The organism is Acinetobacter sp. 24-47-39 (assembly GCF_056783825.1).
Window position 1 is genome coordinate 235545 of the sequence record NZ_JBWYIP010000002.1, and the last position, 26947, is coordinate 262491.

The 26947-nt window shown below is 38.6% G+C and carries 22 protein-coding genes; 10 read left to right on the forward strand and 12 right to left on the reverse strand.

The features are described 5' to 3' along the window. The first annotated feature begins 32 nt into the window (after positions 1-32). The 4 genes from ileS (at position 33) to AC1M9C_RS03880 (ending at position 4552) form a co-directional block, all read left to right on the forward strand. Positions 33-2879: an isoleucine--tRNA ligase gene (ileS, locus tag AC1M9C_RS03865; RefSeq protein ID WP_481953247.1), complete on the forward strand. Its 2847-nt coding sequence runs from the start codon at positions 33-35 to the stop codon at positions 2877-2879. Then, the gene (gene lspA, locus AC1M9C_RS03870; protein ID WP_035270556.1) at positions 2872-3414 is read left to right on the forward strand and encodes a signal peptidase II; all 543 of its coding nucleotides are present in this window, start codon (positions 2872-2874) and stop codon (positions 3412-3414) included. The genes ileS and lspA overlap by 8 nt, the downstream gene beginning before the upstream one ends. Then, positions 3407-3889: an FKBP-type peptidyl-prolyl cis-trans isomerase gene (locus AC1M9C_RS03875; RefSeq protein WP_481592005.1), complete on the forward strand. Its 483-nt coding sequence runs from the start codon at positions 3407-3409 to the stop codon at positions 3887-3889. Before lspA ends, AC1M9C_RS03875 begins: the two co-directional genes overlap by 8 nt. A 120-nt stretch (positions 3890-4009) precedes the next feature. Continuing rightward, positions 4010-4552 carry an NADPH-dependent FMN reductase gene (locus AC1M9C_RS03880; protein WP_481588750.1) on the forward strand — a complete coding sequence of 181 codons (543 nt, stop codon included), beginning with the start codon at positions 4010-4012 and terminating at the stop codon, positions 4550-4552. A 135-nt stretch (positions 4553-4687) separates the two neighbouring features. On the opposite strand, the gene AC1M9C_RS03885 is transcribed toward AC1M9C_RS03880, so the two are convergent. From AC1M9C_RS03885 to AC1M9C_RS03940, 12 genes are all read right to left on the reverse strand, one after another. After that, a complete protein-coding gene (locus AC1M9C_RS03885) occupies positions 4688-4954 on the reverse strand; it encodes a PAAR domain-containing protein (RefSeq protein ID WP_092766603.1) in 267 nt (88 codons plus the stop codon). A gap of 23 nt (positions 4955-4977) precedes the next feature. Continuing rightward, positions 4978-5736: an OmpA family protein gene (locus AC1M9C_RS03890; protein ID WP_481586948.1), complete on the reverse strand. Its 759-nt coding sequence runs from the start codon at positions 5734-5736 to the stop codon at positions 4978-4980. Continuing rightward, positions 5736-6695, reverse strand: coding sequence for a type VI secretion system-associated protein TagF (gene tagF / locus AC1M9C_RS03895; RefSeq protein ID WP_092766605.1), 960 nt, complete (start codon positions 6693-6695; stop codon positions 5736-5738). The genes AC1M9C_RS03890 and tagF overlap by 1 nt, the downstream gene beginning before the upstream one ends. A 43-nt stretch (positions 6696-6738) precedes the next feature. Further along, positions 6739-10578 carry a type VI secretion system membrane subunit TssM gene (gene tssM, locus AC1M9C_RS03900; protein ID WP_481953248.1) on the reverse strand — a complete coding sequence of 1280 codons (3840 nt, stop codon included), beginning with the start codon at positions 10576-10578 and terminating at the stop codon, positions 6739-6741. Positions 10579-10604: 26 nt separating this feature from the next. Further along, positions 10605-12011 (reverse strand): hypothetical protein, encoded by a 1407-nt coding sequence (locus AC1M9C_RS03905; RefSeq protein WP_481586950.1) that lies wholly within the window; start codon positions 12009-12011, stop codon positions 10605-10607. Further along, positions 12008-13003, reverse strand: coding sequence for a type VI secretion system baseplate subunit TssG (tssG, locus tag AC1M9C_RS03910; protein ID WP_481586951.1), 996 nt, complete (start codon positions 13001-13003; stop codon positions 12008-12010). The genes AC1M9C_RS03905 and tssG overlap by 4 nt, the downstream gene beginning before the upstream one ends. Then, entirely contained in the window at positions 12967-14775 is a 1809-nt protein-coding gene (tssF, locus tag AC1M9C_RS03915; RefSeq protein ID WP_481953249.1) for a type VI secretion system baseplate subunit TssF, read from the reverse strand. Before tssF ends, tssG begins: the two co-directional genes overlap by 37 nt. 13 nt (positions 14776-14788) lie before the next feature. Further along, complete coding sequence (tssE, locus tag AC1M9C_RS03920) at positions 14789-15268, reverse strand: type VI secretion system baseplate subunit TssE (RefSeq protein ID WP_481592762.1); 480 nt, start codon at positions 15266-15268, stop codon at positions 14789-14791. A 68-nt stretch (positions 15269-15336) separates the two neighbouring features. Beyond that, positions 15337-15840, reverse strand: a complete 504-nt coding sequence (locus AC1M9C_RS03925) for an Hcp family type VI secretion system effector (protein ID WP_092766611.1) — start codon at positions 15838-15840, stop codon at positions 15337-15339. 44 nt (positions 15841-15884) lie between these two features. Then, complete coding sequence (gene tssC / locus AC1M9C_RS03930) at positions 15885-17366, reverse strand: type VI secretion system contractile sheath large subunit (RefSeq protein ID WP_481586953.1); 1482 nt, start codon at positions 17364-17366, stop codon at positions 15885-15887. Beyond that, positions 17359-17871 carry a type VI secretion system contractile sheath small subunit gene (gene tssB / locus AC1M9C_RS03935; protein ID WP_092766613.1) on the reverse strand — a complete coding sequence of 171 codons (513 nt, stop codon included), beginning with the start codon at positions 17869-17871 and terminating at the stop codon, positions 17359-17361. Before tssB ends, tssC begins: the two co-directional genes overlap by 8 nt. A 28-nt stretch (positions 17872-17899) precedes the next feature. Beyond that, positions 17900-18487, reverse strand: coding sequence for a hypothetical protein (locus AC1M9C_RS03940; RefSeq protein WP_092766614.1), 588 nt, complete (start codon positions 18485-18487; stop codon positions 17900-17902). A 432-nt stretch (positions 18488-18919) separates the two neighbouring features. Between AC1M9C_RS03940 and tssH the strand changes: the two genes are divergently transcribed. The 6 genes from tssH to AC1M9C_RS03970 all read left to right on the forward strand — a co-directional run bounded on the left by tssH (position 18920) and on the right by AC1M9C_RS03970 (position 26551). Beyond that, positions 18920-21616 carry a type VI secretion system ATPase TssH gene (tssH, locus tag AC1M9C_RS03945; protein ID WP_481953254.1) on the forward strand — a complete coding sequence of 899 codons (2697 nt, stop codon included), beginning with the start codon at positions 18920-18922 and terminating at the stop codon, positions 21614-21616. A 22-nt stretch (positions 21617-21638) separates the two neighbouring features. Further along, positions 21639-22757, forward strand: coding sequence for a type VI secretion system protein TssA (gene tssA, locus AC1M9C_RS03950; RefSeq protein WP_481586954.1), 1119 nt, complete (start codon positions 21639-21641; stop codon positions 22755-22757). Between the two features lie 5 nt (positions 22758-22762). Then, positions 22763-24127, forward strand: coding sequence for a type VI secretion system baseplate subunit TssK (tssK, locus tag AC1M9C_RS03955; RefSeq protein ID WP_481586955.1), 1365 nt, complete (start codon positions 22763-22765; stop codon positions 24125-24127). 19 nt (positions 24128-24146) lie between these two features. Continuing rightward, positions 24147-24950, forward strand: coding sequence for a type IVB secretion system protein IcmH/DotU (gene icmH / locus AC1M9C_RS03960; protein WP_481586956.1), 804 nt, complete (start codon positions 24147-24149; stop codon positions 24948-24950). A gap of 99 nt (positions 24951-25049) precedes the next feature. Next, positions 25050-25580, forward strand: coding sequence for a hypothetical protein (locus AC1M9C_RS03965; RefSeq protein WP_481586957.1), 531 nt, complete (start codon positions 25050-25052; stop codon positions 25578-25580). After that, on the forward strand, positions 25577-26551 hold the full coding sequence (locus tag AC1M9C_RS03970; protein ID WP_481586958.1) for a M15 family metallopeptidase: 975 nt from the start codon (positions 25577-25579) through the stop codon (positions 26549-26551). The genes AC1M9C_RS03965 and AC1M9C_RS03970 overlap by 4 nt, the downstream gene beginning before the upstream one ends. The last annotated feature ends 396 nt before the right edge of the window (positions 26552-26947 follow it).

The following is a 26947-nucleotide window of genomic DNA, read 5'->3' on the forward strand; positions in this document are numbered from 1 at the left end:
CTTTAGACTGATTAAATTGGAAGACAACTTGCATGAGCGATAAGCAAACTCCTGAAAATGCAGTGGACTATAAAGCCACGCTAAACCTCCCAGGTACTGACTTTGCGATGAAAGCAAATCTCGCAGTACGTGAAGCGAAATGGTTAGAAGAGTGGTATGCCGACAACATTTATCAGCAGATTCGTGCGTCGCGTATTGGCAAGAAAAAATATGTGCTCCATGACGGCCCTCCATATGCGAATGGTCAAATTCACTTAGGTCATGCGGTTAACAAAGTCCTGAAAGACATCATCATTAAAAGCCGAGTGATGGATGGTTTTGATGCACCATACGTACCGGGTTGGGACTGTCACGGTCTTCCAATTGAACTTAAAGTTGAAGAAAAAGTCGGTAAAGTCGGCGTAAAAGTGGATGCTTCTACATTCCGTAAAGCCTGCCGTGAATATGCTTACACACAAGTTGAACTGCAAAAGAAAGACTTCGTGCGTATGGGCGTGTTTGGTGATTGGGACAATCCGTACTTAACGATGAACTTCAAACAAGAAGCCGACATCGTACGTTCATTGGGTGCTATTGCCAAAGCAGGTCATATCGAACCAGGTCTTAAACCCGTCAACTGGTGTTTAGACTGTGGTTCATCATTGGCTGAAGCTGAAGTTGAATACGAAGATAAAAAATCAGACGCAATTGATGTGGGTTTCAGCGTTGTTGATTTAGCTGACCTTTCTGCACGTTTGGGTGTAGACATTGCTGATCGTACCGACATCGTGATCTGGACCACAACGCCTTGGACCATGCCTGCTAACCAAGCAGTCGCTTTACATGCTGAGCTTGAGTATCAACTTGTTAAAGCAACAGGTGAAGACAAAGTACCTCAAAACTTCATTCTTGCGAAATCATTGGTTGAATCAGCTACTCAGCGTTATGGTTTTACTGCATTTGAAGTCATTGCTGAATTCACAGGTTCTAAACTTGAGAACCTTGTGCTGCAACACCCATTGATCGCTGAACGCCAAGTTCCTGTGATTCTAGGCGAACACGTGACTGACGGTAGCGGTACAGGTGCTGTACATACTGCACCGGGTCATGGTGTGGACGACTATAAAGTTGGCTTACAGTACAACTTGAAAGTTGAAAACCCTGTTGGCGGTAATGGTGTGTATCTTCCAACATCGCCACTGTTTGCAGGCGAGCACATCTACAAAGCCAATCCAAAAATTATTGCAGCATTGACTGAAGCAGGCAAACTTTGGGCACATGTTGTGATTAAACATAGCTACCCACATTGTTGGCGCCATAAAACACCGATTATCTTCCGTGCAACACCACAATGGTTCATCAGCATGGATGCCAAAGGTCTACGCCAAGGTGCATTGAACGCGATTGAAAATGATATTGAGTTCGTACCAGATTGGGGTAAAAACCGTATTCAAGCGATGATCGAAGGTCGCCCAGATTGGTGTATCTCTCGCCAACGTACTTGGGGTGTGCCAATTCCATTCTTCGTTCATAAAGATACTAACGAGTTACACCCTCGTACACCTGAATTGATTGAAGAAGTTGCGAAGTTAATCGAGCAAGAAGGTATTGATGGTTGGTATAACCGTGATGCACGCGAATTCATCGGTGATGATGCAGATTGCTATAACGCTGTTCGAGATACTTTAGACGTATGGTTCGATTCAGGTACAACACACTTTGCAGTTCTTCGTGAACGTGAAGAGCTACAAGACCCTGCTGATTTGTACCTTGAAGGTTCAGACCAACACCGTGGTTGGTTCCAATCTTCATTGTTGACTTCAATGGCAATCAACGAACGCGCACCGTATAAAGGCTTGTTGACACACGGCTTCGTGGTCGATGAGAAAGGCCGTAAGATGTCGAAATCGATCGGTAACGTCATCACACCGCAAGACATCATTAAAGATATGGGTGCTGATGGCCTTCGTTTCTGGATTGCATCTGCAGATTACCGTTATGAAATGACCGCAGGTAAAGAAATCTTTAACCGTGCCTCAGACGGTTACCGTCGTATTCGTAACACATTGCGTTTCTTGTTAGCAAACTTAAATGGTTTCCAACCTGCGACTGATTGCTTAGCGATTGATGATTTGATTGCACTTGATCAATACATCTTGCAACGTGCTTCAGAAGTGCAAGAAACCATTAAGAAAGCTTACGAAGATATGAACTTCCATATCGTGACAAGTGCGCTGACGAATTTCTGTATCAACGATTTAGGTGGTTTCTACCTAGACATTATCAAAGACCGTCAGTACACCACCAAAGCAGATTCTCAAGCACGCCGTTCTGCACAAACTGCGTTGTACCATTTGGTTCAAGCATTTGTACGTTGGATGGCACCTATTTTAACGTTCACCGCACAAGAAGCTTGGCCATTGATTCCCGGTCAAACTGAGAAATATGTCTTCACTGCTGAATGGTATGATATTCCGACTGCATCAAGTGCCAATGTCGTATCAGAAACTGAATGGCAAACATTGATCAATGTGAAATCGGCAGTGAATAAGTTTATCGAGGCAGCACGTGGTGCGAAAACTGTGGGTTCAAACTTGTCTGCTAAGGTTGAGCTTTGGGCGAATGATGAACTTAAAGCCGTTCTAGACAAATTAGGCGATGAACTTCGTTTCGTTCTCATTACTTCACAAGTGATGGTCAATAGTTTCGATGCAGCACAAGGTGAAGTATCTGACTTAGAAGGCTTGAATGTGAAAGTTTCTGCTGCTGACGGCGAAAAATGCGTTCGTTGCTGGCATGTTCTGCCTGATGTGAATACACATCCATCACATCCAGGACTATGTGGTCGTTGTATTATTAACCTCCCTACAGGTCAAGGCGAAGAGAGAAAATATGCCTAATCCACAAAATAATAAAAAAGGTTTATTCCAATTCTATCCCCACAATTTGTGGTGGATAGGATTGTCTATTGTTGCCATTATTTTGGATCAATGGACTAAATGGATAGCAAGTACACATCTGACTTATGCAGACCCTGTACCTGTTTTACCTTTTTTAAATTGGACATTATTACATAACTACGGCGCTGCCTTTAGTTTCTTGTCCGATGCCGGTGGATGGCAACGTTATTTCTTTACATCACTTGCAGGAATTGTCTCGGTTATTTTTGTGTTTTGGATTATGCGTATGCCAAAAAACATGAAAGTATTGCCTTTAGCCATCGCACTCATCTTAGGTGGGGCGATTGGTAATCTTATTGATCGAGTAAGTTTAGGCTATGTTGTAGATTTTATTCATGTCTACTATAACAATAGCCACTTCCCTGCTTTTAACCTTGCAGATAGTGCCATTACTTTAGGTACCATCTTAATGCTGATCGATACTTTTTTCTTAGAGAAACATCGTATTCAACGTGCGGAAGCGCAAAATGACTGATTTTATTAATCCAAATGAAGATACTCGCATTGAAGCGGGTTCAAAAGTACATTTACACTTTTCAGTAGCCATTGAAAATGGTGTTGAAATTGATAATACCCGTAGTCGCGAAGAACCTGTAAGCCTCGTGATAGGTGATGGCAGCTTATTGCCTGGTTTTGAAAAAGCTTTATTTGGCTTACGCGCGGGTGACCGTCGTACAGTAAGTTTACCTGCTGAAGATGCTTTTGGCCCTTGGAACCAAGAGAACGTGCAAAAATTTGATACTGTTAAATTTGAGCAACGTCCTGCTGAAGGTCAAATGATTGAGTTTGAAGATAAAGCAAAGCAGTCATTATATGGTGTGGTTAAATCGGTTGATGATGATATCACTGAGGTCGACTTTAACCATCCGCTTGCTGGTAAGGACATTACTTTTGAAGTTGAAATTTTCAAAGTAACACCAGCAGGTCAGCAAGGCATCAAAATTATGTAATGCCTGATTCGTACATAAAAAAGCGCCTTATGGCGCTTTTTTTTAGATACATTTTCGATCTACCTTTTTTAAAAAAAACATTTTAAAGTCAGTGTGATAACAGTTAGAAGGATAAATTTGGTGAATATTCAAATTATTGTGGGAAGCATTCGAGAAGGCCGCACAGCCATTAAAGTTGCAAATTGGGTTCAAAACACGATTTCATCATATAACTACAGCACGATTAAGACAGAAATTGTGGACTTAAAAGAATGGGATTTACCGTTTTTCGCTGGAGCAAATCCACCACTAACGGGTATATATGATCAACCTAAGCAACAAGAATGGGCTGCTCAAATCGCGAAAGGTGATGCATTTATATTTATTAGTCCTGAATATAATCATGGATACAGCCCTGCACTTAAAAATGCACTCGACTATTTAGGTAAAGAGTGGAATGGAAAACCTGCTGCTTATGTCAGTTATGGCGGTAGTAATGGCTCTCGCTCTATCGATCAAATCCGTCAAGTTGCTACGCAATTAGGTTTAGTCGACTCAAATGCCGTGGTTGAGATTCGCGATATTTTTGCACGCAATCGCAATGAAACATTCGAAGGCAATGAATTCGATGACAAAGCGCTTAAATCTGCGTTTGATAAAATTGTGCAATATGTAAGTGCGTAATAATCATCTTCAGATCATCAGTAGGTGCGCGATTACAAATACCGAAGACACTTTGATCGAGATAAAATTATAGTTGAAAAAGTGAACCCTCTAAAATTAGAGGGTTCTTTTTAGATACAGATCCCAATGAATTAACTAATTTTGTCCAACCGTTAAACTTTGATTCCCTATACATTTGCATCCACATGCCAAAGGTGAATTATGCTGTGCGGCGGGTTTTCCCATAATAACCATTTTGCTGTCACCCGCAACAATTGTCGTCACCGTTTTATGTTTAGGACAGGTGGCCTTATCCCCTACACAAGCAACTGGCTTACCTTCGATTAAGAAAGAACTATTTGCTGAAATAACCTGCCCACCACCAGTGGTTGGAGAGCCAATCGTAATATAAGGGAAAGCCATACACTTGTTCCTTTTATAATATTTTATTGAACTTCAAACTCGATTCTTCGATTTTTCTTACGACCCTCTTCCGTTGCATTGTCTGCAACAGGTTCATCAGCACCCATACCCGCTGTACTTAATCGTGAAGGTGAAATATTCTTCGCAATCAAATATTGTTTTACTGCATCCGCACGTTGCAAGCTCAATTCTTTGTTTTTCTGTGGATTACCTTGACTGTCAGTATGTCCGATAATTTTGACATTTTTGCCTTGAACTTTGTTTAGCGCAACCACCATTTCGTCTAAAATTTGTGTGCCTGCTGGTAAAAGTGTGGCACTTCCAGAAGCAAATTCAATAATTCGATTTTTTAAAGCATTATCAATGATAGCTTGTTCTGCATGATTCACAGATAACTGTGCATTAAAGCGATAAGGTGCCACAACTAAATTTTGAAATGTATTTTGAGTCGGTACGATATCATTTTGATTGAGGACTTTACCTGTGAGCTCAACTTGTGTTCCTCTTACACTCAATTTTCCTTGAGAAACTTTTTTAAGATCAGGTGTGATGACTTGGGTTACAGAATCACTCCATCCATTGGGTGCAGTGACAGGACGAACCTGAATTTTATCGATAATTTGGTCTTGGCTATAGACCACTTTCATTTTACTCAATATGGCCTGTTTGCTCATCTCGTTAGGAACAACTCCCTCAACGATAATTTCTTTCGCAAACGATATAACACTTAAACTCAATATCGAACTAAGCAGTGAAATCTTTAATAAGGTTTTCTTCATCATTATTCTTCTATAAAAGTCTGTCGGAATAATTTCATTCCTTGATTTAAACTTAACTGTCGTTCGCACAAAGATTGCTCGAGTGCAGCAAGACCTGCATTTTGCTCCAAATAGCGATCAATCCACTGTGCTTGTACCAATGAAACCCAATGTTCAGAGCTTAAGTTTTGATTGAAAATATCACTTAATGCTTCAATATCTGCGCCCTGAAAGCCAAATAATAAAACTGGACGTTCTGAATGAAGAATACCAATTAACACTTCGGTATTATGTTTTGGCAAAAATCTTGCGATTAAACTAACCCAGAATGCTGCGATTTCATAACAAAAACTAGGGTTGTGAATCGGTAAAATTAACACCTTATTCAGTTTACTCGTTCCATTTTTTAATACAGGTTGGAGTAAAAGACCTAGTCCAATCATGCTTTGTGCAAGCTCATAGACCGATATTTTCATCATTTGTGCAAACGAATGCATGGTGTGATTTTCAAAAAAAGCGGTTGATTCAGTTACATCAAGAACTTGAATTTCTTTTTTGAGCTGAGCCAGTTTTTCGATTAAATCATCAGCATCTCGAATTTGACGAATCACTCGGTTTCTTTGAAATAAGTCAATCAAAACTGGCTTATAGCTATAAGGTGCATAGAGCAAATTTTGGTAGGGTGCATCCACTTCCAATAAGTGACTCAACACCATAGGAAACTGACGACCTGAGCTGTCTTGGCTGGTCACTAAGTTTGCAACCAAGAACATATTTTCACGCGGATTGGCAATAAAGAAATCTAATGATGCCAAACTTTGATAATTTTGATCGAAGTTTGGATTTCTCATTGCCATTTCAAGCGCTTCAGTAATCCACTGATCAATCACTTGAATCAGAGAATACTGTCCTTTGGTTTTCAGAAAATCGCCACGAGCAGGACTCTTACCATAGTACAAAGGCGTTGTTTTCACACTGTACATATCGCCTCCTACTGATGATCCATCTTAAGTTGTACTCCATACATCATGGCTGTGCTCCTTGTGTTGCATTTTGCAATGCCGTATTCGTTGAATTCTCAGCTTGAGGTGCTGGTGTTGGTGCCTTTTGAGCAGATACCACACGTGCTGTCGCCTTGTTGGTGGTCACCTTATCAACCAATTGCAAACCGTTTAAATCACGATTAGAGCCAACGCCTGTACCACCTTGACCTGAATTCCCACTGATCAAACGGAAGTTTACTTTTACTGCTAATGATGGTTGTTGAGCACTTGCCCAAGTCATTTCGATGACACCATTTTGATCACGACGTTGTGAAGAGTCGATCAAACGATTGATCCCGTATTCACCTGGTGCATCAAAAATCGTATGTGTTTTTCCTTCAAGATCGACTGCAGTAATACGCGCTCCAGGAATAGCACCAGTATTCGGCCAAACAAAGTTCACCCACTGTTGGATACCATTTTCAAAGACCATACGTTGACCATCAATATCAATCGTATAAGACAGCAACTGTGGATTAGACAATGGATAGAATTGGAAGTTGGACTGATTGGTCGCAGCAGGCGCAGAACCTTGTGACAAAGTACCTGTCGCTACACCGTTAAGTGGTGAAACATAGCGTTGGAAACTCATCACAAATTGTGGATTCAAGATAATGCCTTGGTCTTTCCACGTTTTAGAAGTCAGTGTGTAACCACGACGAATCACAAATGGATCGAGCGTTTCTTTAACAAAATTGGCAATACTACCACCCTCACCGAAGATTTGACCGATTTCACTACTCGTCGCTTGGATTGAAGCCGAGGTATTGAATGGAACCTTTTGGCTCAGAGTCTGATTAAATGGTTGATAAGCTTGCATCACCCATAATTTATTAATCTCATCTTGAGCTGGCGTAATTAAGCTTGCAAAGGATTGTGTCAGTGGACTCACCAAAAGCTTTTGAATGAGCTTATTGTCAATATCATTGAGACCTACCGTCAGTTTTTCATCGACAAGTTTTTGCGTAGTATTAAATACTGAGGTTTGTTCATTGATGGTTTGTTTTACCAAAGCCATCGCATTTGGGCCAATATCCCCTGCATTTCGGAGGTCATTGAACTTACTACGTACCTGTGCGAGATTTTCTAAATACTCATCAAGTAATGATTTATTTTGCTGATCATCACGTTTACGAACCAACTGATAAAAAACGTTAAATTCTTTTGAGATAGCACCTTGAGCGCGCTCAGCTGCACGTTGAATTTCATTGGTATTATCTTGACGGAGAATCTTGCGTTTAAACCAAGCGATAAATCCTGTTTGTGGAGCAGCCAGTTCCGCTTGAACCACAGGGTTATCCCAATTGGTTTCTTTCGCTGTATGCTCAATCAGCAAACGTATCGGGGAGTTTTGAGGCTCACCCAATAAATCTATTGTTTTATGTTGCTGGGCAAAATCAGGTTGTTTTGCATAATAAATTCCATTCAAGAATTTACGCCACTCTGCGATATATTCTTTCTTATAGAGTTCAGTCAGCTGCTTACGAATTTGATCTGGACTACCACTAAAGGTGAGGTCATCTGATTGATTGCTGTTCAACACCCAGTCACGACTGTCTGTCGGACTATTCGCAGCTTCATCAATGGCTTGATCGATATATTCGTTCCATGCCTTATATGTAAATACCCCAGGAAGAGCATAAGAACCTAATACGGCACTACGATTGTTCTCACCTACAATTTGAGCTGCTGTCACTGCTGGATATCGTACGGCAGCACGCATTTTGATCTCATTATAAACTCGATCACGTGCTGGCATCCCCTTCATCACCGCCAACAATACTTGTCGGCTTTGATCAACCAACTGCGCATCCGCTGACAACTGTGGGAATTTTGGATCATTCGCCAATGTCATGGTATAGGTCAGCACCTGCTCCGCTTTTTGGATCATTTCACCACGTGGCATTTGTCCACGATTGGCATCTAACCATGAACGCCAAAAGCGCGTAACCTGATCACTCAGATGACTTGCTTCCATATATTTTGAATTGCTCATCATCAAATAAGCTTTCAATGCGTTGTAAGCATCTTGGGGATTCGAATCAGAAGGTTCCAAAGCATTTTGTGCAGGTTTAGCCGATACTTGCTGAATTTCAACATTAACGTGATTTTCTTTTAGTGTCGCTTCATTATTTTTTACACGTTGCAAGAACTGACCAATATTTTGTTGAGATGGTTCTAAAACAATTTGTCGCACACCATTTAAATATTCGGTTTTAAGTTTTTCTCGCAGATCATTGCCTTGATACAAACCAAAGCCAAACTTTAATGGACGATCTTCTTCAAATTGATCTAACTGTTCTAAACGCTGTTGTAAAATTAGTAACGAGTCAAGCTGTGTCGCCAAATGCTGACCTGATGCCTGCTCCATTTGCATCACTTTATTCAGATCTGCTTGAACATCTGCGATCAACTGTTGGTTGTTACGGTAAGACCACACCCACAGGCCTAAAATTACAGATACCCCAAGTAAAGCTGCAATAAAACTCAAATAACGTTGGCGCTTTTTCGCCGGGTTAATATGTTGCTTCACCAAGTTTTTATCTTTCAGAATGACATCTGAAAATAATCCCTTTAAGAAATACCCATGATTCTGTGATACAGAATTTTGTGGAATACCATGTTCGCTGTTCGGAATTTTCTGAAGTCTAAATTCTTGAGCAATTTGCTCCGTCATTGGACTCTCGATCGTTCCTTCTTGTAAGGCACTGGTGAAGTAAAAACCACGGAATACAGGTTTGAACTGATACGGATTTTCCTCAAATAGTGTTCCTATAAAATTTTTGAGTGCTGGTTTTAAAGTCTTAAACTCAAGCGGAAAAGTCATCACACTTGGTGAGATATTCTGTGCATGACGGCGACTTAAATGAGTCGTACTTACGCTTTTCAATCCATCATACAAAATATTGTAATGATGCTCGAATAGATCAACAGCATTTTCAGATGAGTCTGGATTATAAGGCAGCGTTGCTCCCCAAACTTGGTCAAATTCATCCTGATCATAACAATCAAAAAACTCAGTGAATCCTGCGATCAAATCCATTTTAGAAAACACCAAATACACAGGTGCAAAGATTTCTAAACGTTCCGTCAAATCTTGTATACGTGCTCTCAAGTTTTTAGCAAGTTTCAACGATTTTTCAGGACTTTGACTAACTAACTCGGCAATACTGACGGTGACAATCAGTCCATTAATCGGCGCTTTAGATCTATTTTTTTTGAGCAAGTTCAAAAAACCAATCCACTCAGAGTGATCTTCTGCATAGACTGAGTAACGACCAGCAGTATCTAACAACACCCCTTCTGTTGAGAAAAACCAGTCGCAATTACGTGTTCCACTCAAACCTGAAGACACTGCATTTTTATGCGTTTCCTCGAATGGGAACTTTAAGCCCGAGTTATAAATGGCAGAACTCTTACCAGCAGCAGGGTTACCAATGACCATATACCAAGGCAACTCATATAGCGCTGCATTCCCTTTTTTATCACCCAGCTTTGACTTACGAATGAGCTGAATTGAATCCTTCATCTGTTGATGAACCAATTGTAGTTCATCTTTATCCTTCTGCTTACCATACTCAGCTTGGGTATCTTTTTCGATTGCTTCCGCCAATTCTTCCCCTTGCTTCTCATGGCGTTTGCGTTGAATGAACCAATAGATTCCATAACCGATTAGACCCAGTACATAAGCCACCGCAAGCGGCCAGAAATACTGTCTAGGTATCGTGTGATAGGCAGACACTAAGGCAACAAACAATGACAATGCAATGATTGCCTTTGGGTTTGAAACGTACTGCCATACATAGCCTAATATCGTGTGCATTGTATTCTCATTTTTTTCGTAAATTTTTAAACGTTTTGCTGCTCAGGATTTATGTCTGATTCTGATTGATAAGTTTGAATAAATGTCTGAACATCTGGGTTTTGAGTTGTATACACCATTGTCATCAAGGCATCATCAAACTGAAAAGCGAGAGTAAATCCAAAAATTTTAGCTAAGCTTTGTGTATTCCCAAGTGTTGGATAAAGCATTAAATAATGATGTTGCTCAATATTCGTATTGGCAAAATTTTGCTCAATTTTTTTAAGTGTTTTGAGTTGAGTAATGTCATCCAACAGAATTGTAAAGGGCTGCTCATTTTCCACTTTGAACTGATGATCAATGTTATAGCGATCTAAACTCTGTTTCAGTTGTTTTTCATTTATCGCAATATCTAATGTTTTCGTAGGTAAAACATTTTCAATTTGAATTTTAGGTGAAGCTAAACAACAGCTCGAAATATATTCTGCAGGAATATACTGTTCTGAAATCCAAATCTTTTCATCTAATGTATCTTGGTCAATTTCGGAATCAACGATAAACACAAGACTTATAGACGACTCATCTTTTTCAATACTTTGTAAAAGATGAATCCATTCACTATAGCTTGTTTCAGCACCCCAATAGTGGTGTTCCACGTGAAACACTTCAGGAATATAATTGAGCTGACTCAGGTAGTCTGAAATGAGTTGCTCAGAATCTTGTTCATCCCAAACATGCAGTAATTCTTCAGCGAGAATCAGGTGGATTTTAAGCTTATTCAGTCGATAAACTTGCTGCACAGAAGGAGTATCTTCTTCCCCATCATGATACTCAGCCTGAGGATCAATCCATGCTGGATGCATACGATAAGATTGGCTAATTTGAGTATCGTAGAAAAGTGCAGATTTTTTTAAATGCTCACTAATTTCCCAGAGTATTTCTGTTTGTTGTTCGAGTTGAGTCAGAATCAATTGATGAATGCGGTATTGCCGTTTGAAGCTATATTCATCCTCTTCATCTTGTTCGACGTCTAAATCAGAAATTCGATAACTCAGAATAGGCAAGCCATACCCATTCAATAATTTGTCATCAAGTTCAGGACTCTTGAATTCCCGAATCGCATCAATAATCAGATGATTTTCACCCAAAGCATTGAGTGCATAAGCGCGATAGACATTTAAATTGATCCACTCCACAGGCTCAGGCTTTAGCTCCTCAATTGCGATCTCATCGCTAAGTTGAGGATCATTCTGCTTATTTTTTTGCTCTTTTATCCAATGATAAATTATATATGGCATCACCAAAAAAGCAGTGATTGCTACAGGTAACAATGCAAAAAATATAAGTAAATCACTGCCAGACGGATCAAAATTGATGTCACGCCAATACAGCACCACAATCGCAGAAATCACCAGATAAACAGTAAGGAACACTCCAACAATGATTTTGATCATGACGCGACTCCAAGCAATGGGTAGCAAGTTTCATCATTGTCTAGCGGTTGATTATGAGCTAAAAAGGCACCCTGACTAAGCCCCATAGAATGCTCCGAATTTAAAGTAATAGGCTGTATTTCTTGTTTTGATAAAATTAAACGAACATCAACCAATAAGGTTGGGCTACACCAGCTTTGTAGTAGTTTTTTTAATTTTAAACTTAGTTTTTGTTGTGGTAGAAAATCTAGGTAAGTTTTACGATCCAACGGTCCAATTTGAATTTCAATTTTGCCATCAATTTGGGTAATAGTCTCTCCACAAAATGTATTCAATCCTAACAAGCTTGGCGTCGCCCCTCCTAAGGATGTTCTCTGCTGAGGCTCTAATTTAAATTTTTCAGGGATAAACTCTTGTATTACCACATGCTGATTAAATACCTGTGCAATCATGGTTTTTAAAGCATGTGCTGTATTATTTTGCCCCTGCATTAATCCTGCAAATTCAGCAAAATAATCATCAAGTTCTTGTTGTTGATGTTGCTGACTAATATAACCATTTAATGCATGAATAATATTCAGATAATGATTTTCAGACTCGACCTCGTACCGTAATGGTAGATTGTACCTAACCGTCGCATCAACGAATTGTGAAGTGAGCTTATGATTAAATAAACTCAAAAATTGCGTTGTTTCAACTCGAAATTTGCGTGGTGCTGATTTAACTTTATTGGTATAGCTATAGGGTAATGCCCCCTGCATGCCAGTCAAACCCACCATTAAATTTGTAAGCTGAACTTTTTCATCTTCTAAAGCTAGCGATTCAATTTCTTTTTTAGGGAAGTTAAGCTCTAAGGAAGGATGAAATTTAAAATCACGATCCCATGGTGTATGTGGCCGAGCATAGGGCACATGTCTTAACAATCGAATCGACTGAATAAATTCATAAGCAGTCGGCTGTTGAAATAAATGGTCAATTACAGAAGCTTCTTGCCACCAACGTTCTGCACGCATTGGTATAACTCCTGTTGTGATTGAGCATCTTCGATTATGACATCGACAAAACTGTTTAACTGCACTTTTAAGTTAAACACATGACTCAGCAATTGACTGAAAATATAAAGACTATGACCTCTGAATACTTGTTCATCGATTCGGATAACAACTTTGAGTCCTCGTACGAAAAGCGGGAAAGGTTTTGCTTCAACCAACTTATGCGTCAGGCTAAATTCAATTTGTTTAATCGAATTAATTAACAGATGATTTTCTTTATTCGACGGTAAGTTATATAACTCTAATAGTTCTTTTAAATGTGCTACCGCATCCCCTTTCATCAGTGCTAACGTATTTAATGAAAGATGAGAAATAATGCGCCACTGTTCTTTCTGATTTTGCTCAAATTGATGGGGTAAACTCGGACGCTTCAATACCAACGCTCGACGTGCCAAACTACTATCATTCAGATTTAAAATATTATTTGACTGGCTTAATGCTTCATGCGGTAAATTCCGATTCGAACATAGCAATACGGTGCTAATAAAATCAGACTTTGTATCATACGGCTGTAAATGCTTAGAAATAATGGAATAACCCGTTTCAACAAACTTATTATTGAGCTGTGATGAGTTCAATGCATAAAAAAATTGGACATTTTCATCATGGTAATGACTCATTCCAAAGAACGGCAACACTGGATGATAAACCTGTTCCTGATTAATCTTTTCACGAACCATGTGCATTTTCTGAATCGAATAGACCTGATAAAACTCAGGATGATGCGCATCCGTGATCAATGGATATTCAAGTTGTCGATGATGTATTTTTTGTGGTTCAGCATTTTTTTCAAAAAGATTAACAGCCGGCGTGCTGAATAATTTGAAATTTGCGACATTCAGCTCTGAATAATTACGAATAATCGCTTGATCATTTAGGTTTAACTTAAAATGAATTTGGAGATCAAAACTGGTTTGTTGATCTAATAAATTTGTTAAAAAAGACAAATCAAGATTAAGAAAGCTGAATTTATCTGCAAAACAAAAATATTCCATCAACAAGCGATAGGCATGATGTGTATGTTGATCAATAGGCAATAAACTCTCATTTTCCTCAAAGCCCATTAAGGAAAATGGATTAGAAATTTGATAAAGCTGTGTTCCAATGCGTACCGTAAAAGTCGTATCTTTTTTGAAAATACTGTCCAAAACTTGCAGTGGAAAATTTGAAATAGCATCCAAATAAATAGGGAGTTTTTCTTGATGAATCCACAAGCCTGCTTCATTGAAAATTTCAAAACTTAATTGCAAAGTGGCATTTTGATTGAGATGAATTTGAGCACTTGGGTTCGTTTTAAATTGAACTTGGTTCAGTTGAATGGGAAGTAATCGTACAGCTTGAGAGGTATTAAATTCACATTGAACCCCCTTAAAACTTCGTGATTTTAGCGTTGTTGCCTGCGGAATGACGTGAGCTTCAGTTAATTGTTTTATTTTATTTTGATCTTCGAAACTGACGACAGTACAACTTGGAAAATGTCTTAAATATTGAGGGAACATCACCTCAAATAAAGCACGTGTAAAAACGTCATAACTGTCTGCTAATTTTTTATCAATTCGAGCAGCAATCAACGAAAACGCCTGAATTAAGCGCTCAATATGTGGATCATCAATCTGTTCTTGGTTGAGCGAGAGCCGTTGGGCAATTTTAGGATACTTCTGAGCAAACTCGCGAGATTGTTGACCAAATTCTTGTAATTGTTTTTCGTAGTACGGTAAAAGTTCTTCTATCACAAAAGCCCCAATCTTAAGATCTAGCCGAAATTACATATTGTTGTGTCGTTGGTTTCAATAAAGCATCAAAAACTACAGGCTCATACAATGGATGGATATTTAAATATGCTTGAATACTGAGGCAAAGTGCGCCCATATTGTCGCTGTCTAACAGCATTTCAACTTGAATTTGTCGTAGGCGAGGTTCATGTGCCGCAATGGACTGCTGAATAGATTGGCAAATTTTGTCTCGATCCATTGGATTCGCTGTTGATAATCCAACAAAATCAATAATGCCAAACTGTGCAATCGAGCCTTTAACCGTAGGGAAGTCATCAATCTGATCAAACTTAGCTACTCGACTATTGAGTAGATCTTCCAAGTCATGTGCAACAGATTCACGCAGCTCTTGCATAGACAAGCCTTTGATCTGATCCTCGTATTCTGGAATCAAGCGATCAAATAAAGTTGAACGGAAGCCAAATGGATAAAGATGATCTAAATTTGTTTTCATCTTGCCTACTCTAGAAGATGAATAAAGGCCAACTTAAGTCAGCCCCTACTCCTCTCACTTTCAAGACTTTAAGCTTTGTAGCTTGCAGTGTTGTTAGAAAGTGACCATTGCTTCGTGATCGCACCTTTTTGAGTACCATCGATATCTTGTTGGTTATATGTCCACTCAACAGCAGCATATTTCAAACCAAATGCTTCAGTCGGAACACCTTCAGCATTTACAGATGGTGTTACGCTTGAAACTAGAACATGTTTCAATTTGATTTGAAGGTACTTGATACGCTTATCACCATTCGCACGGTAGTAATCGATTTGTACTTCATCAAAAGTGTAACCAGCAGAACATGCTTCCCAAAGTTTCGGGCTAGTCGCATCTAAATCTTTAACGAACAACATGTCTGAATGTTCAACACGCTCAGAAGTATGACCACCAACACTTGAAGATGTCGCAGATTTAGGCTGACGGATGTTATGAGACCAAGAATTAACTTCCAACCAATCTTTGTGCTCAGTGTCACGAGATTCGCCGTCTACTTTGTATTTTCCTCGAAATTGAACATATATATCTTTCATGAAGATTTCCTGTTTTATTTAACGTTATTATAAAGTTGCTCTATTTAATTAGAGGACTGAGGTAACTCAGTGACAAGTCTCAAAGATACCGACAACTCGTCCAACTGGAAGTGCGGTCTTAAAAACACGACCGATTTGTAGTGACCAGGGTTTGCCGGGTCTTCCACAACTTTTACAGATGCTTCACGAAGCGGGCGCTTAGCTTTGGCCTCTTGTGATGCACCATCATCTAGTAATACATATTGGGATAACCAATCATTCAAGAAGCTTTCTACATTTCCAGCTGAAGCAAAACTTCCGACTTTATCTCGCATCATTGCTTTCAAATAATGCGCAATACGCGACACAGCCATGATGTATTGAATCTGGCTTGAGAGTGCTGAATTTGCATTCGCTGTATCGCTATCATACTTCTTAGGCTTTTGAGTCGATTGAGCCCCAAAGAACGCTGCGTAGTCTGTGTTTTTACAGTGTACTAATGGAATAAAGCCGAGATCACTCAACTCTTTTTCACGGCGGTCCGTAATCGCAACTTCTGTCGGACACTTAAATACAACTTCACCATCATTGGTTTTGAAGGTATGTACTGGCAAGCCTTCCACTAAACCACCACCTTCAACCCCACGAATTGCCGCACACCAACCATGCATATCAAATGCATTCGTTAAACGTGTACCGAAACCGTATGCTGCATTCATCCAGAGATATTGATCGTGATCTTCACCTGAGACTTCTTCAACGAAGTTAAAGCCTTCTGTTGCCCAACCCTCTTTAGGGTCATAAGGCAGGCGACCTAAAACACGTGGCATAGTTAAAGCCACATAGCGAGAATCATCACTTTCACGGAATGAGCGCCACTGTACATATTCTGCAGTTTCAAAAATTTTAGATACATCACGAGGACGATCAATTTCAGTGAAAGATTCAAGACCTAGAATTGAAGGGCTTGCTGCTGAAATAAAGGGTGCATGAGAGGCAGCGGCAACATGAGAGATTTGTTCTAAAAGATACATATCTGACGGTGTGCGATCGAATTCAAAATCACCAATCAAAGTTGCGTAAGGTGCACCACCAAAAGAACCATATTCTTCTTCATACACTTTTTTGAACAATGTGCTTTGATCAAAGTCAGTTGCGCCTTGGAAGTCCTTAATCAATTCTTTTTTAGTGGTATTTAAAATGCGGATTTTAATTAAAGGATTTGAAGGTGTTTCTTGACAGAAGTAGTAAAGTCCACGCCAAGTCGACTCAATCTTTTGAAACTGTTCATGATGCATAATTTTGCTTAATTGAGCAGAAATTAAAGCATCAATTTCTGCAATACGCTTATCTATTGAGACCGTCATGTTTTCTGAAACAGTAATTGTTCCAGCCATAACTTCTTTGGCTAATTCACCAATTAAATTTTTCGCACGAACATGTTCATCATCGTTACGCGCTATTCGACTTTGTTCAACAATCGAATCTAGAAGACTTGTTTCTTCAACAGCATTGCTTGTCGCAGGTGCGGTTTGTAAATTATTCACGGTCGTCGCCTCCTGCTTCAGCACTTAATTTGCGTACTTGATCTGTATTTTGAAGAATTTCATCAAGCAGATCTTCTAAACGTTCGCTATTTGAAATTTTATTACGCAAATCTGAAAGGCGTTCACGCGCTTCAACCAATTTGCGTAAAGGGTCAACTTGTTGAACAACATTTTCAGGTCGGAAATCTTCCATTGAGTTAAAAGTAAGATCTACCGACATATTTCCACCCTCTTCCGAAATTGTGTTTTCAACTTGGAAGGCTGCTCTTGGTGCTAGCGAACTCATTACTTCATCAATGTTATCCAAATCCACATTAATAAATTTCTTATCTTTCAGTTTGGTTCTTTCAAGTTCAGATGCTGCTGAGAAGTCCCCTAATACACCAACAACAAAAGGAAGTTCTTTTATTTCTTTACCATCACCTACTTCTACGTCATACGTCAGTTGTACTCGAGGTGGTCGGATGCGTTGTAATTTTTTTTGAACACTTTCACGCTTAGCCATATTATTTTTTCCTAAATTTGTAATTTAATCAGTTCAACGAACCAAATGGATTCTCACGTTTTGGTGCTGCTGGTTTTTCAACTTTCGCAGGTGTCGTTGTTTTAGCGGGTGTTGTTTTTGCTGGAGTCGATGCACGGCGCGTCGTACGTGCAGGCTGTCGAGTAGTTCGAGTCTCTTGAACACGCTTAGGTGCTTCTTCAACTTTGGTTTCGATTACAGTCAAAGGTTTAGCTTTTTTAACTGCTTCAGAAAGTGCCAATGCAGGTTCGTAAGTCTCTTCAGTCAAATAACGTACTTCTGGTCCACGCATTTGCTCTAATGCCTCATTCGCGATTCCGATTCCAGCTAAAAACTTAGTATCTGTTAACGATGAGTGCTGAACATTTTGTGCATTAAGACTGTTCACCAATTGAAGTGCTTTCTGATTTTGTCCTATTTGTTGAAAACGCTGAGCTGCTTGTGCTAGAAAACCATTTTTGTTGTCTTTATTTTTTTTATCACATGCTTGAGCATAAATTTGTAGCAATGTCTGGTCTGTTTCACCCGCTACTAATGGATGATCTTTAACACAACCTCTTTTGAGTTTTACTTCATCTGCGTAAGTTGTAGACGCCATCCCCAACCCAATTAGCAGAGTTGTAAGCAGAATTTTAGTATTCAAAACACACCCTCATTTATTATAAAATTTACATTAACTATATGATTCATTAAATCTTTTTTTAACACACTCAATGTTTAGAGCAATGTCTTCTAGATATTAGATTTAATTAAAATTTAAACTTATAAATGCAAACTTAGTCAACATTATGACCATTATAATAAAGAAACAATTAAGTTTTTTAAGTTACAAAATTATATAGTTCTGTAAACGATTCACACTACAGGATAGTTTTTTTATCACCTTTATTTAGGTAGAATAAAAAATATGGGTGAATTTTTTCATACTAAAAATTATTGTTTATTAAATATTTAGTCGTTAAAAATCTTAAAAATAGACGTTATGCAGGTTTATTTTAAGTAACTATAAATAATTTGAACACAGAGAATTCTGATGAATAACTTGAAAATTTTGATTACAAAACTATCTCCTACGACAAGAACAGCACTAGAAAAGTCTGCAAATTATTGTATTAATCAACAAAATTACGAAATCGAAATTGAACATCTACTCTTCGAATTATTAAATCAAAACGTAAAAAATGATCTCTCCATTTTGCTCGATCACTATAAAATTTCTAAAAATGCACTGATCGATGATTTACAAGAAACGATTTCGCACTTGCCCAAAGGCAATACGCGTACACCTATTTTTGCTCAATCGATTGTACGTCTGCTAGAACAAGCTTGGCTTATTGCTTCCGCAGATCAAACCCCAGTCATCCGTAGCGGACACTTATTAGTTGCGTTATTGACTGCAGGAGATTTATATCAAATCGCGCTTCGTGCATCGAGTTTATTCGATCTGTTCCCGATTGATACGATGAAACACAAATTTATAGAAATTTGTAGAGCTAGCATTGAAGAGCATCTCCCTCAAGCTGATCATCAAAATGATGTTCACGATCAGGATACGATTCAAAGTTCAGAATCTCATGCAAAAACACCTGCACTAGATCAATACACCATTAACTTGACTCAAAAAGCGCTGAACGGTGGGATTGATCCTGTCATTGGACGTGAGTTTGAAATTCGCCTTATGTTGGATATTCTGATGCGTCGTCGTCAAAATAATCCTATTTTAACGGGTGAGCCAGGCGTAGGTAAAACTGCTGTCGTTGAAGGTTTAGCGCTGAAAATTGCCAACAACCAAGTGCCTGATGCATTAAAAAATGTACATATCCATGTTCTTGATATGGGTCTATTACAAGCAGGTGCAAGTGTAAAAGGTGAGTTTGAAAATCGCTTAAAACAAGTCATCCAAGAGGTTCAAAGTTCCGTTCATCCTATCATCATCTTCATTGACGAAGCACACACATTGATTGGTGCAGGCGGTCAAGCGGGTCAAAATGATGCAGCGAACCTCCTTAAACCAGCCTTAGCACGTGGCGAGTTAAGAACAATTGCTGCAACTACATGGGCTGAATATAAGCAATATTTTGAAAAAGATGCGGCGCTCAGTCGACGTTTCCAAGTCGTCAAAGTTGAAGAACCTACTGAAGAAGTTGCGATTGATATGCTTCGTGCCATGATTCCTGTCATGGCTAAACACTTTAATCTTCAAATCGATGACGAAGCCATTGTGACTGCTGTTCATTCTTCACATCGATATATTGCTGGTCGACAACTCCCTGATAAAGCAGTGAGTGTTTTAGATACTGCTGCCGCTCGTGTGGCATTGACTCAGAATGCTCAGCCGGTAAAGTTAGATCAGCTACATGCTCAACATCATAATTTATTGCTTGAATTAGATATTTTGGAACAAGAGAATAATCAGTTCCCACAGCATGACGAACGCATCTCCAATCTTAAAAATACGATCACTGAAATAGAAAATGAGCTAAATGCCACAACTGAAAAGTGGAAACAAGAACTAGAAATTGTTCAAAAAATCAAAACACTTGAGCAAAAAAATTCTGAATTAAAAGATGAAGAACACACTAATGATTTTAAAAATCAGATTCAGCAACTTAGATCCGATTTAAAAATATTACAAGGTGAACAACCTCTGGTATTTGAACGTGTTAATGCACAAATCATTAATGAGATTATTTCAGACTGGACTGGTATTCCTGTAGGAAAAATGGTCAATGACGAAATTAAGCAAATTCTAAGTTTAGAAGAAAAACTGAAACAACGAGTCATGGGGCAAGACTATGCCCTGCATCAACTTGTTCAAGGAATCAAAACCTCTAAAGCAAAACTTGAAGATCCAAACAAGCCTCAAGGGGTATTTATGTTGGTTGGGCCAAGTGGTGTAGGGAAAACAGAAACGGCTTTAGCTTTAGCCAATGAGCTGTATGGTGGGGAATCTCATCTCATCACGATTAACATGTCTGAGTATCAAGAGGCTCATACTGTTTCCTCATTGAAAGGTGCGCCTCCAGGCTATGTAGGATATGGTCAAGGTGGTGTCCTCACTGAAGCTGTTAGACGCAATCCGTATAGCGTTGTTTTGTTAGATGAAATTGAAAAAGCACATTCAGATGTTCAAGAGTTGTTTTACCAAGTCTTTGACAAAGGCACACTTGAAGATGGTGAAGGACGTGTTATCGATTTTAAAAACACCACAATTTTATTGACCTCTAACACTGGCTCAAGCGCAATTATGCAGGCCTGTTTGACTAAACCTGTAGAAGAATGGCCTACGGCAGAAGACTTAATTGAACATTTAAAACCAAGTTTATATAAACAGTTTAAACCGGCCTTCTTGGGACGTATGCGTATCGTGCCTTACTTCCCACTCCATGATGATCTACTTGTGCGTATTATTCATCATAAGTTAGGCAAAATTACTGATCGTATTTTCAAACAATATCAAACACGTGTTGAATACACGGATGATTTGGTGGAACTACTCTTAAGTCGCTGTACAGAAGTCGATAGTGGCGCACGTAATGTCGACAATATTCTAAACTCTTCAGTTTTACCTGAACTTGCAACACAAATATTGATCGCCTTGGCTGATAACAAAGTCCCTAAGTTAATTCAAATTGATAGCAAAGATGACGTGATTGATTATCGATTAGATCCAACAACAGCACCGAAAAAGCGTAAAGCCACAAAAAAGAAAATTGTTGAAGCATAATTATTTGAGTATATAAATTAATATGAACATTGATATAGAGCATCTACTTCAACCAATCTCAGATCAAGCAATCTGTGGCGAAGATCTATCTTTTTCGAATGAATTTCATGAAATCAAGAAAGCGAAAACCCAAGATGATCCGCTCTTAGATATGGGTGATTGGGTAGCTGAACCTAAACAAGCTGATTGGTCATTTGTTTCGACAAAATGTATCGATGTTCTGACTCAAAAAAGTAAAGATATTCGTTTATTGACTTGGTTAAGCGAGGCTTGGAGTCAACTCTACGGTTACGAAGGAGTCGCTCGTAGCCTTGAGCTTTCACATCGTATGTTATCCAATTATTGGAAAGATATACATCCTGAAATTGAAGATGATGATTTAGATCAACGTCTGGGTTTATTGCAAGGTTTGACTTCTCAGTTACCTGCTTTGATTAAACGTGTTCCACTCATCAATTCAGCTCCTTTCTATTCAATCTACGATTATGAAAAATTACTGCATCAACAAAATGTAAGATTAAAAAATGCTGATGATTATGGATCTACTCAGAATCATCCAGAACTCGAGCAATTCGAACAAAGCTTATTTAACACCTCAAAAAGTTTCCAATACAGCAATTATCAGTTCTTTTTAGAAATTTTGACGCACTGGGATACCCTCAAGCAAGTACTTGATCAACTGATGCAATTAGATGCTCCAAGTTTCGCAAATACTGATTCTCAATTGGAAGACATACATAAAACACTGAAAAAAATTTATAAAGCAGATGCATTTTTAATGTCTGAGGATACTCCTGACATGAATCAAGACCTACAATTCCAAGAAAACAATTCAAATATAAATTCTGCTCCAACAGCAAATATACAAGCAGCAGTAACTCAGCAGTCATTTCAACCTCAACCACAAAGTCATCTACAAAATCGTGAACAAGCAATGCGGGTGCTTAAAGATATTGCGGATTATTTTCAAGCAAATGAACCACATAGTCCTGTGAGTTATATGCTTCAAAAAACCATTAAATGGAGCCAAATGCCGCTTCATGAATGGCTCGCACAAGTCATTAAAAACGATAACAACCCATTGGAATCAGTCCATGAACTCTTGGGTGTAAAAAATAGCAATGAATCTAATGAATGGTAATCTCAATGTTTAAAGCAGAAAAAGTACTGTGGGGTGAAGGTCTATTTTTAAGACCGCAGCACTTTCAAATTCAAGACAGTTATCATGAACAGCGTTTAAATCAAACTATTCGCGCCACCATTCCATTCGCATATGGGGTACAACAGCTCAAATTTGATGAATCTCAATTAACGACCCATGTGCTAGCAATTGAGCACATTGAAATGATTTGGCAAGATGGTGAAATTTACGCTGCTCCTTTGCGAGATCTTTTACCTCAGCCCGTGCTGCTCGATGAGCTCAATTTCCGTGGTGAAATGACCATTTTTCTTGCGCTCCCTATCGTTCAACCCAACAAGCGTAATATCGCCCATGAGGCTTCGACACAACCAAGTCGATATCATTCGTATCTGAATGAAACTCATGATTTGTTCACAGATGCCACACCTGCTGAAATTACTTACATTCGTCGTCGTGCTGAGCTGAAATTACTGGAATCTCAGAATGATACTCCTCATGAACTGGATGGTTTTTTATATTTGCCGATAGGAAAAATTAAGCGTCATAGTTCAGGAAGCTTTGAACTTGATACAAAATTTATTCCACCAATTTTGCATATTGCTTCTTGTGAGTCATTGGTTGCGAATTTAAAACGTACCTTGAATGTCATTAAAGCAAAAATCAAAACTATTCAAACCAACAATCGCGAAAACGAACAAAAATTAATTGAATTTAGATCAGGTGACATTGTTTCGTTTTGGCTAGTGAATGCATTGAATACTGCTCATGCAACTCTCAGCCATTTATTGACTCATCCCCAAATTCACCCTGAACGCTTATTTTTTGAATTACTCAGATTGACTGGCTCATTACTGACATTCTCAACAGCCTATGAAGTTGAACATTTACCTCAATATCAACATCATAATTTACAAGATAGCTTTGCGCAGTTAGATGTCATTTTAAGAGAGTTACTCGACACAATCATTTCAAGTCGATACTTCAATATCAGTCTTAAAGAAATACGTCCTTCATATTGGGTCGGTAGCTTAGAATCAGATAAGATCACTCGCGAATCTCGTCTGTATATTGCTGTGTCTAGTTCAATGATGCAGACACACGAACTTGTACAAATTGTCCCACTACGTTTTAAAGTGGGCACAACAGTCGATGTTGAGCAACGTGTCGTCTCTGCATTGCCTGCTATTCCGATTCACCATTTGATGCAAGTACCTACTGCGATTCCAGTCCGCTCTGGTGTGAGTTATTTTGAAATTGAACCTCATCATGAACTCTATCAACGCATGTTGGAGTCTGAAACCATCTGTATTTATGTACCTGCTGGATTCCAAGATATCAGTATTGAACTCATCGCAGTGATGAATGGCTAGAGATTGAGAAGAGAAAAATATGAATATGCCTAATGGAGCACCTTCACTGTTCGATGACGGTCAGATTGGAGTAGGCTCTACACCACAGCAACAGAATAAATTGACACAGTCTTCTAATTTGGTTGATTTAATGCATGACGGTTTCTACATCGTTTTTTTAATTCGTAACCAATACGTTCCTGACAATGTCGATGAATTTCGCCAAAAAATCATGGATCAACTACAACGTTTCGAATTACAAGCGAAAAAGTTGCAGTTCTCAGCCGAGGATATCCATGATGCAAAATATGCATTTTGTGCATTACTTGATGAAACGATTGTTACACAACAGGACCCTAGTTATTTCCATTTACAAAATTCGTGGTTAATTAGTCCTCTTCAGTTAACTTTATTTGGATCTCAACTCGCAGGTTATCAATTTTTTGACTTATTAGAAAAAATTAGAACTCGTGGAAAAGATCGCTTAGCGGCTTTAGAAGTTTTTCACTACTGTTTACTGTTAGGTTTTCAAGGTAAATACCGTATTGAATCAATTGAAAGCTTAAATCATTTGGTTGCACGCGTAGGCGATGAAATAGATTATTTAAAAGGTAAAAAAGCCCTCTTTTCACCTTTCGCTGCATTGCCTGATCAAATTAAAAACATTATTCATAAAGAACTTCCATTCGCTTGGATTCTATTATTTTTACTCCTCTTTGCATTATTGGCATTTTCTGGACTTCGCTATATGCTCAGTCAACAAGAGACTAAAGCCATGACTCAATATAATAATGTCATTAGTGCACCTGCTGAACAGGCCCACATAACGATTCATTTACCATAAAAGATATTCAATATGAGCCAAGAAAAGAAAAATATTAGAGTCCTTACATCTACTAAAAAAAATAAAAAAATTTCGCCTCTAGTAAGTGGGATCATTGGTATGGCAATTGGTATCTCTGCCACATCTTTAGCTTTTTATACCTATTTAAATCAACCAAGCTTCCAACCGATTAACGCAGTGGATACAGATTCAACACACTCAAATGATAAATTATCCAATGTTGATTCGGGAATCACCCAAGCTGATCAAAACGAGCAATCTGAACCTGATGAATATCACCAAGCTCAACCCAAGCTAAATGAGCTTAATAATATTTTCAAACATCAGCAAACCAACTCCGCTCAAGCAACTCAACCAGTGACTTCAAGTAAAAATCCCTTTGAATCAACTTTTAATCAATCACAACCTTTAAGTAACAAAACTCCCCAAGTTCAACCTAAAGCAGAACCAGTAAAAAAGACGACAACTGAAGCATTACCGAAAACCATTAAAAAGCCTGAGGTTAAGCCTACGACAGCCAATCCAAATAAAGTTGCTGAAAGTAAAGCTGATACTGATGAAAATATTGATATACCTGTAACCAGTGTAGAAATTTCAGTCACACGAACTGCTAAAGAACCTGCACCGTGATTTTTTTTATCATTGTCAGTTTTGTGATATTAATCATCGCGCTGACTTTATTGATGTCTTATGAGATAAGACAAAAAGTAATAGATTTTGCACAAAGCTTATTACCACAAGGTAAAAAAAAGCTCTTAAACGCACGTAAATTTGCACATGAAATGAATCATGCTGCTTCAGCAGACCAAATTCAAACGCATTGGCACTTACAGCAATGGTGGATACTTATTGCTGGTTTTTTCTTACTTAGCAGTATTATGCTTTTTGCTTTTACAAAACCCGTTGATCCTACAAAAATAGAAGCGAACTATTTAAAGAAAGCTGATCCTCAAATTTATAACTTATTAAATGGCGAAATTCTTTCCCCTCCTCCAGAGGTTGAAGAAAGTCTCGTTGATGCAGCAATCGTTGAAGCTGTACGTCTTGAGCAACAATATCAAGCTCAAACTGGTGGTTCTGTTTCATCGACAACTATTCCTAATGTAGAAAATTCAGAGTTTTCTCATGGTCATCTAGATACTTCAATGGTAAATCGTAAGTGGGACAAAATGCATCCACGCTATAAACAACGATTACTTATGGTCTTCAAAATTATGAAGGAACAACATGGCTATGAATTAGTATTACTAGAGGGTTATCGTAGTCCTGCACGACAAAATAGCCTATCTCGAAATAAAGCAACCACCTTAGCGACTGCATACCGTAGCTATCACCAATTTGGTTTGGCAGCTGATGTCGCATTCAAGCGAGATGGTAAAGTTGTTATATCTGAACGTGATCCTTGGGCTATGCGTGGCTATCAGTTATATGGTCAAGTTGCTGAGTCTGTCGGTTTAGTTTGGGGAGGACGATGGACCAAAATTCATGATTATGGCCACACAGAATATCGCATGCCAGGTCTAGTCCGAAGTAAAGCGACGCATGATCAATTTATGCAAGAAGCAGAACAAGGGAATTTAATGGTAAACAATACTAATTAAACTCGTTTAAAGTTCAAACTCTATATAAATTAAAAATCTCACAACATTGTTGAGCTTTTTAAGCTACTTGTAATCTAAAAATAAATGCTAATGACAGTGAACTTGTCCTTTAGAGTTATCCATGTGACAGCATTGATTTGGGGGCGAACTTTTACGACATCCGCCACCATGTGCAAACGCATTACTCACAATAAATAATGATAGACAAAATATTAAACATTTCATTAAGTTCTCCTCCATGAGCTTATAAAAATGAAATTTGTAATCTTCTTTTAAAATAGTAATAATTAATTATTTTTTCAAACATAAAAAAACACCCCCTTCTATTGAAGGGGGTGTTTAGAATAATGAGCTGGCGATGACTTACTCTCACATGGGTAACCCCACACTACCATC

Bases quoted from the DNA above. Each gene is read 5' to 3' on its own strand.
- tssK (WP_481586955.1), top strand. From the start codon at position 22,763: ATGTTTAAAGCAGAAAAAGTACTGTGGGGTGAAGGTCTATTTTTAAGA.
- ileS (WP_481953247.1), top strand. From the start codon at position 33: ATGAGCGATAAGCAAACTCCTGAAAATGCAGTGGACTATAAAGCCACG.
- tssE (WP_481592762.1), bottom strand. From the start codon at position 15,268: ATGAAAACAAATTTAGATCATCTTTATCCATTTGGCTTCCGTTCAACT.
- tssB (WP_092766613.1), bottom strand. From the start codon at position 17,871: ATGGCTAAGCGTGAAAGTGTTCAAAAAAAATTACAACGCATCCGACCA.
- AC1M9C_RS03965 (WP_481586957.1), top strand. From the start codon at position 25,050: ATGGCAATTGGTATCTCTGCCACATCTTTAGCTTTTTATACCTATTTA.
- tssA (WP_481586954.1), top strand. From the start codon at position 21,639: ATGAACATTGATATAGAGCATCTACTTCAACCAATCTCAGATCAAGCA.
- AC1M9C_RS03875 (WP_481592005.1), top strand. From the start codon at position 3,407: ATGACTGATTTTATTAATCCAAATGAAGATACTCGCATTGAAGCGGGT.
- tssM (WP_481953248.1), bottom strand. From the start codon at position 10,578: ATGCACACGATATTAGGCTATGTATGGCAGTACGTTTCAAACCCAAAG.
- AC1M9C_RS03905 (WP_481586950.1), bottom strand. From the start codon at position 12,011: ATGATCAAAATCATTGTTGGAGTGTTCCTTACTGTTTATCTGGTGATT.
- AC1M9C_RS03890 (WP_481586948.1), bottom strand. From the start codon at position 5,736: ATGATGAAGAAAACCTTATTAAAGATTTCACTGCTTAGTTCGATATTG.
- tagF (WP_092766605.1), bottom strand. From the start codon at position 6,695: ATGTACAGTGTGAAAACAACGCCTTTGTACTATGGTAAGAGTCCTGCT.
- AC1M9C_RS03885 (WP_092766603.1), bottom strand. From the start codon at position 4,954: ATGGCTTTCCCTTATATTACGATTGGCTCTCCAACCACTGGTGGTGGG.
- AC1M9C_RS03925 (WP_092766611.1), bottom strand. From the start codon at position 15,840: ATGAAAGATATATATGTTCAATTTCGAGGAAAATACAAAGTAGACGGC.
- AC1M9C_RS03940 (WP_092766614.1), bottom strand. From the start codon at position 18,487: ATGGCGTCTACAACTTACGCAGATGAAGTAAAACTCAAAAGAGGTTGT.
- icmH (WP_481586956.1), top strand. From the start codon at position 24,147: ATGAATATGCCTAATGGAGCACCTTCACTGTTCGATGACGGTCAGATT.
- tssG (WP_481586951.1), bottom strand. From the start codon at position 13,003: ATGCGTGCAGAACGTTGGTGGCAAGAAGCTTCTGTAATTGACCATTTA.
- lspA (WP_035270556.1), top strand. From the start codon at position 2,872: ATGCCTAATCCACAAAATAATAAAAAAGGTTTATTCCAATTCTATCCC.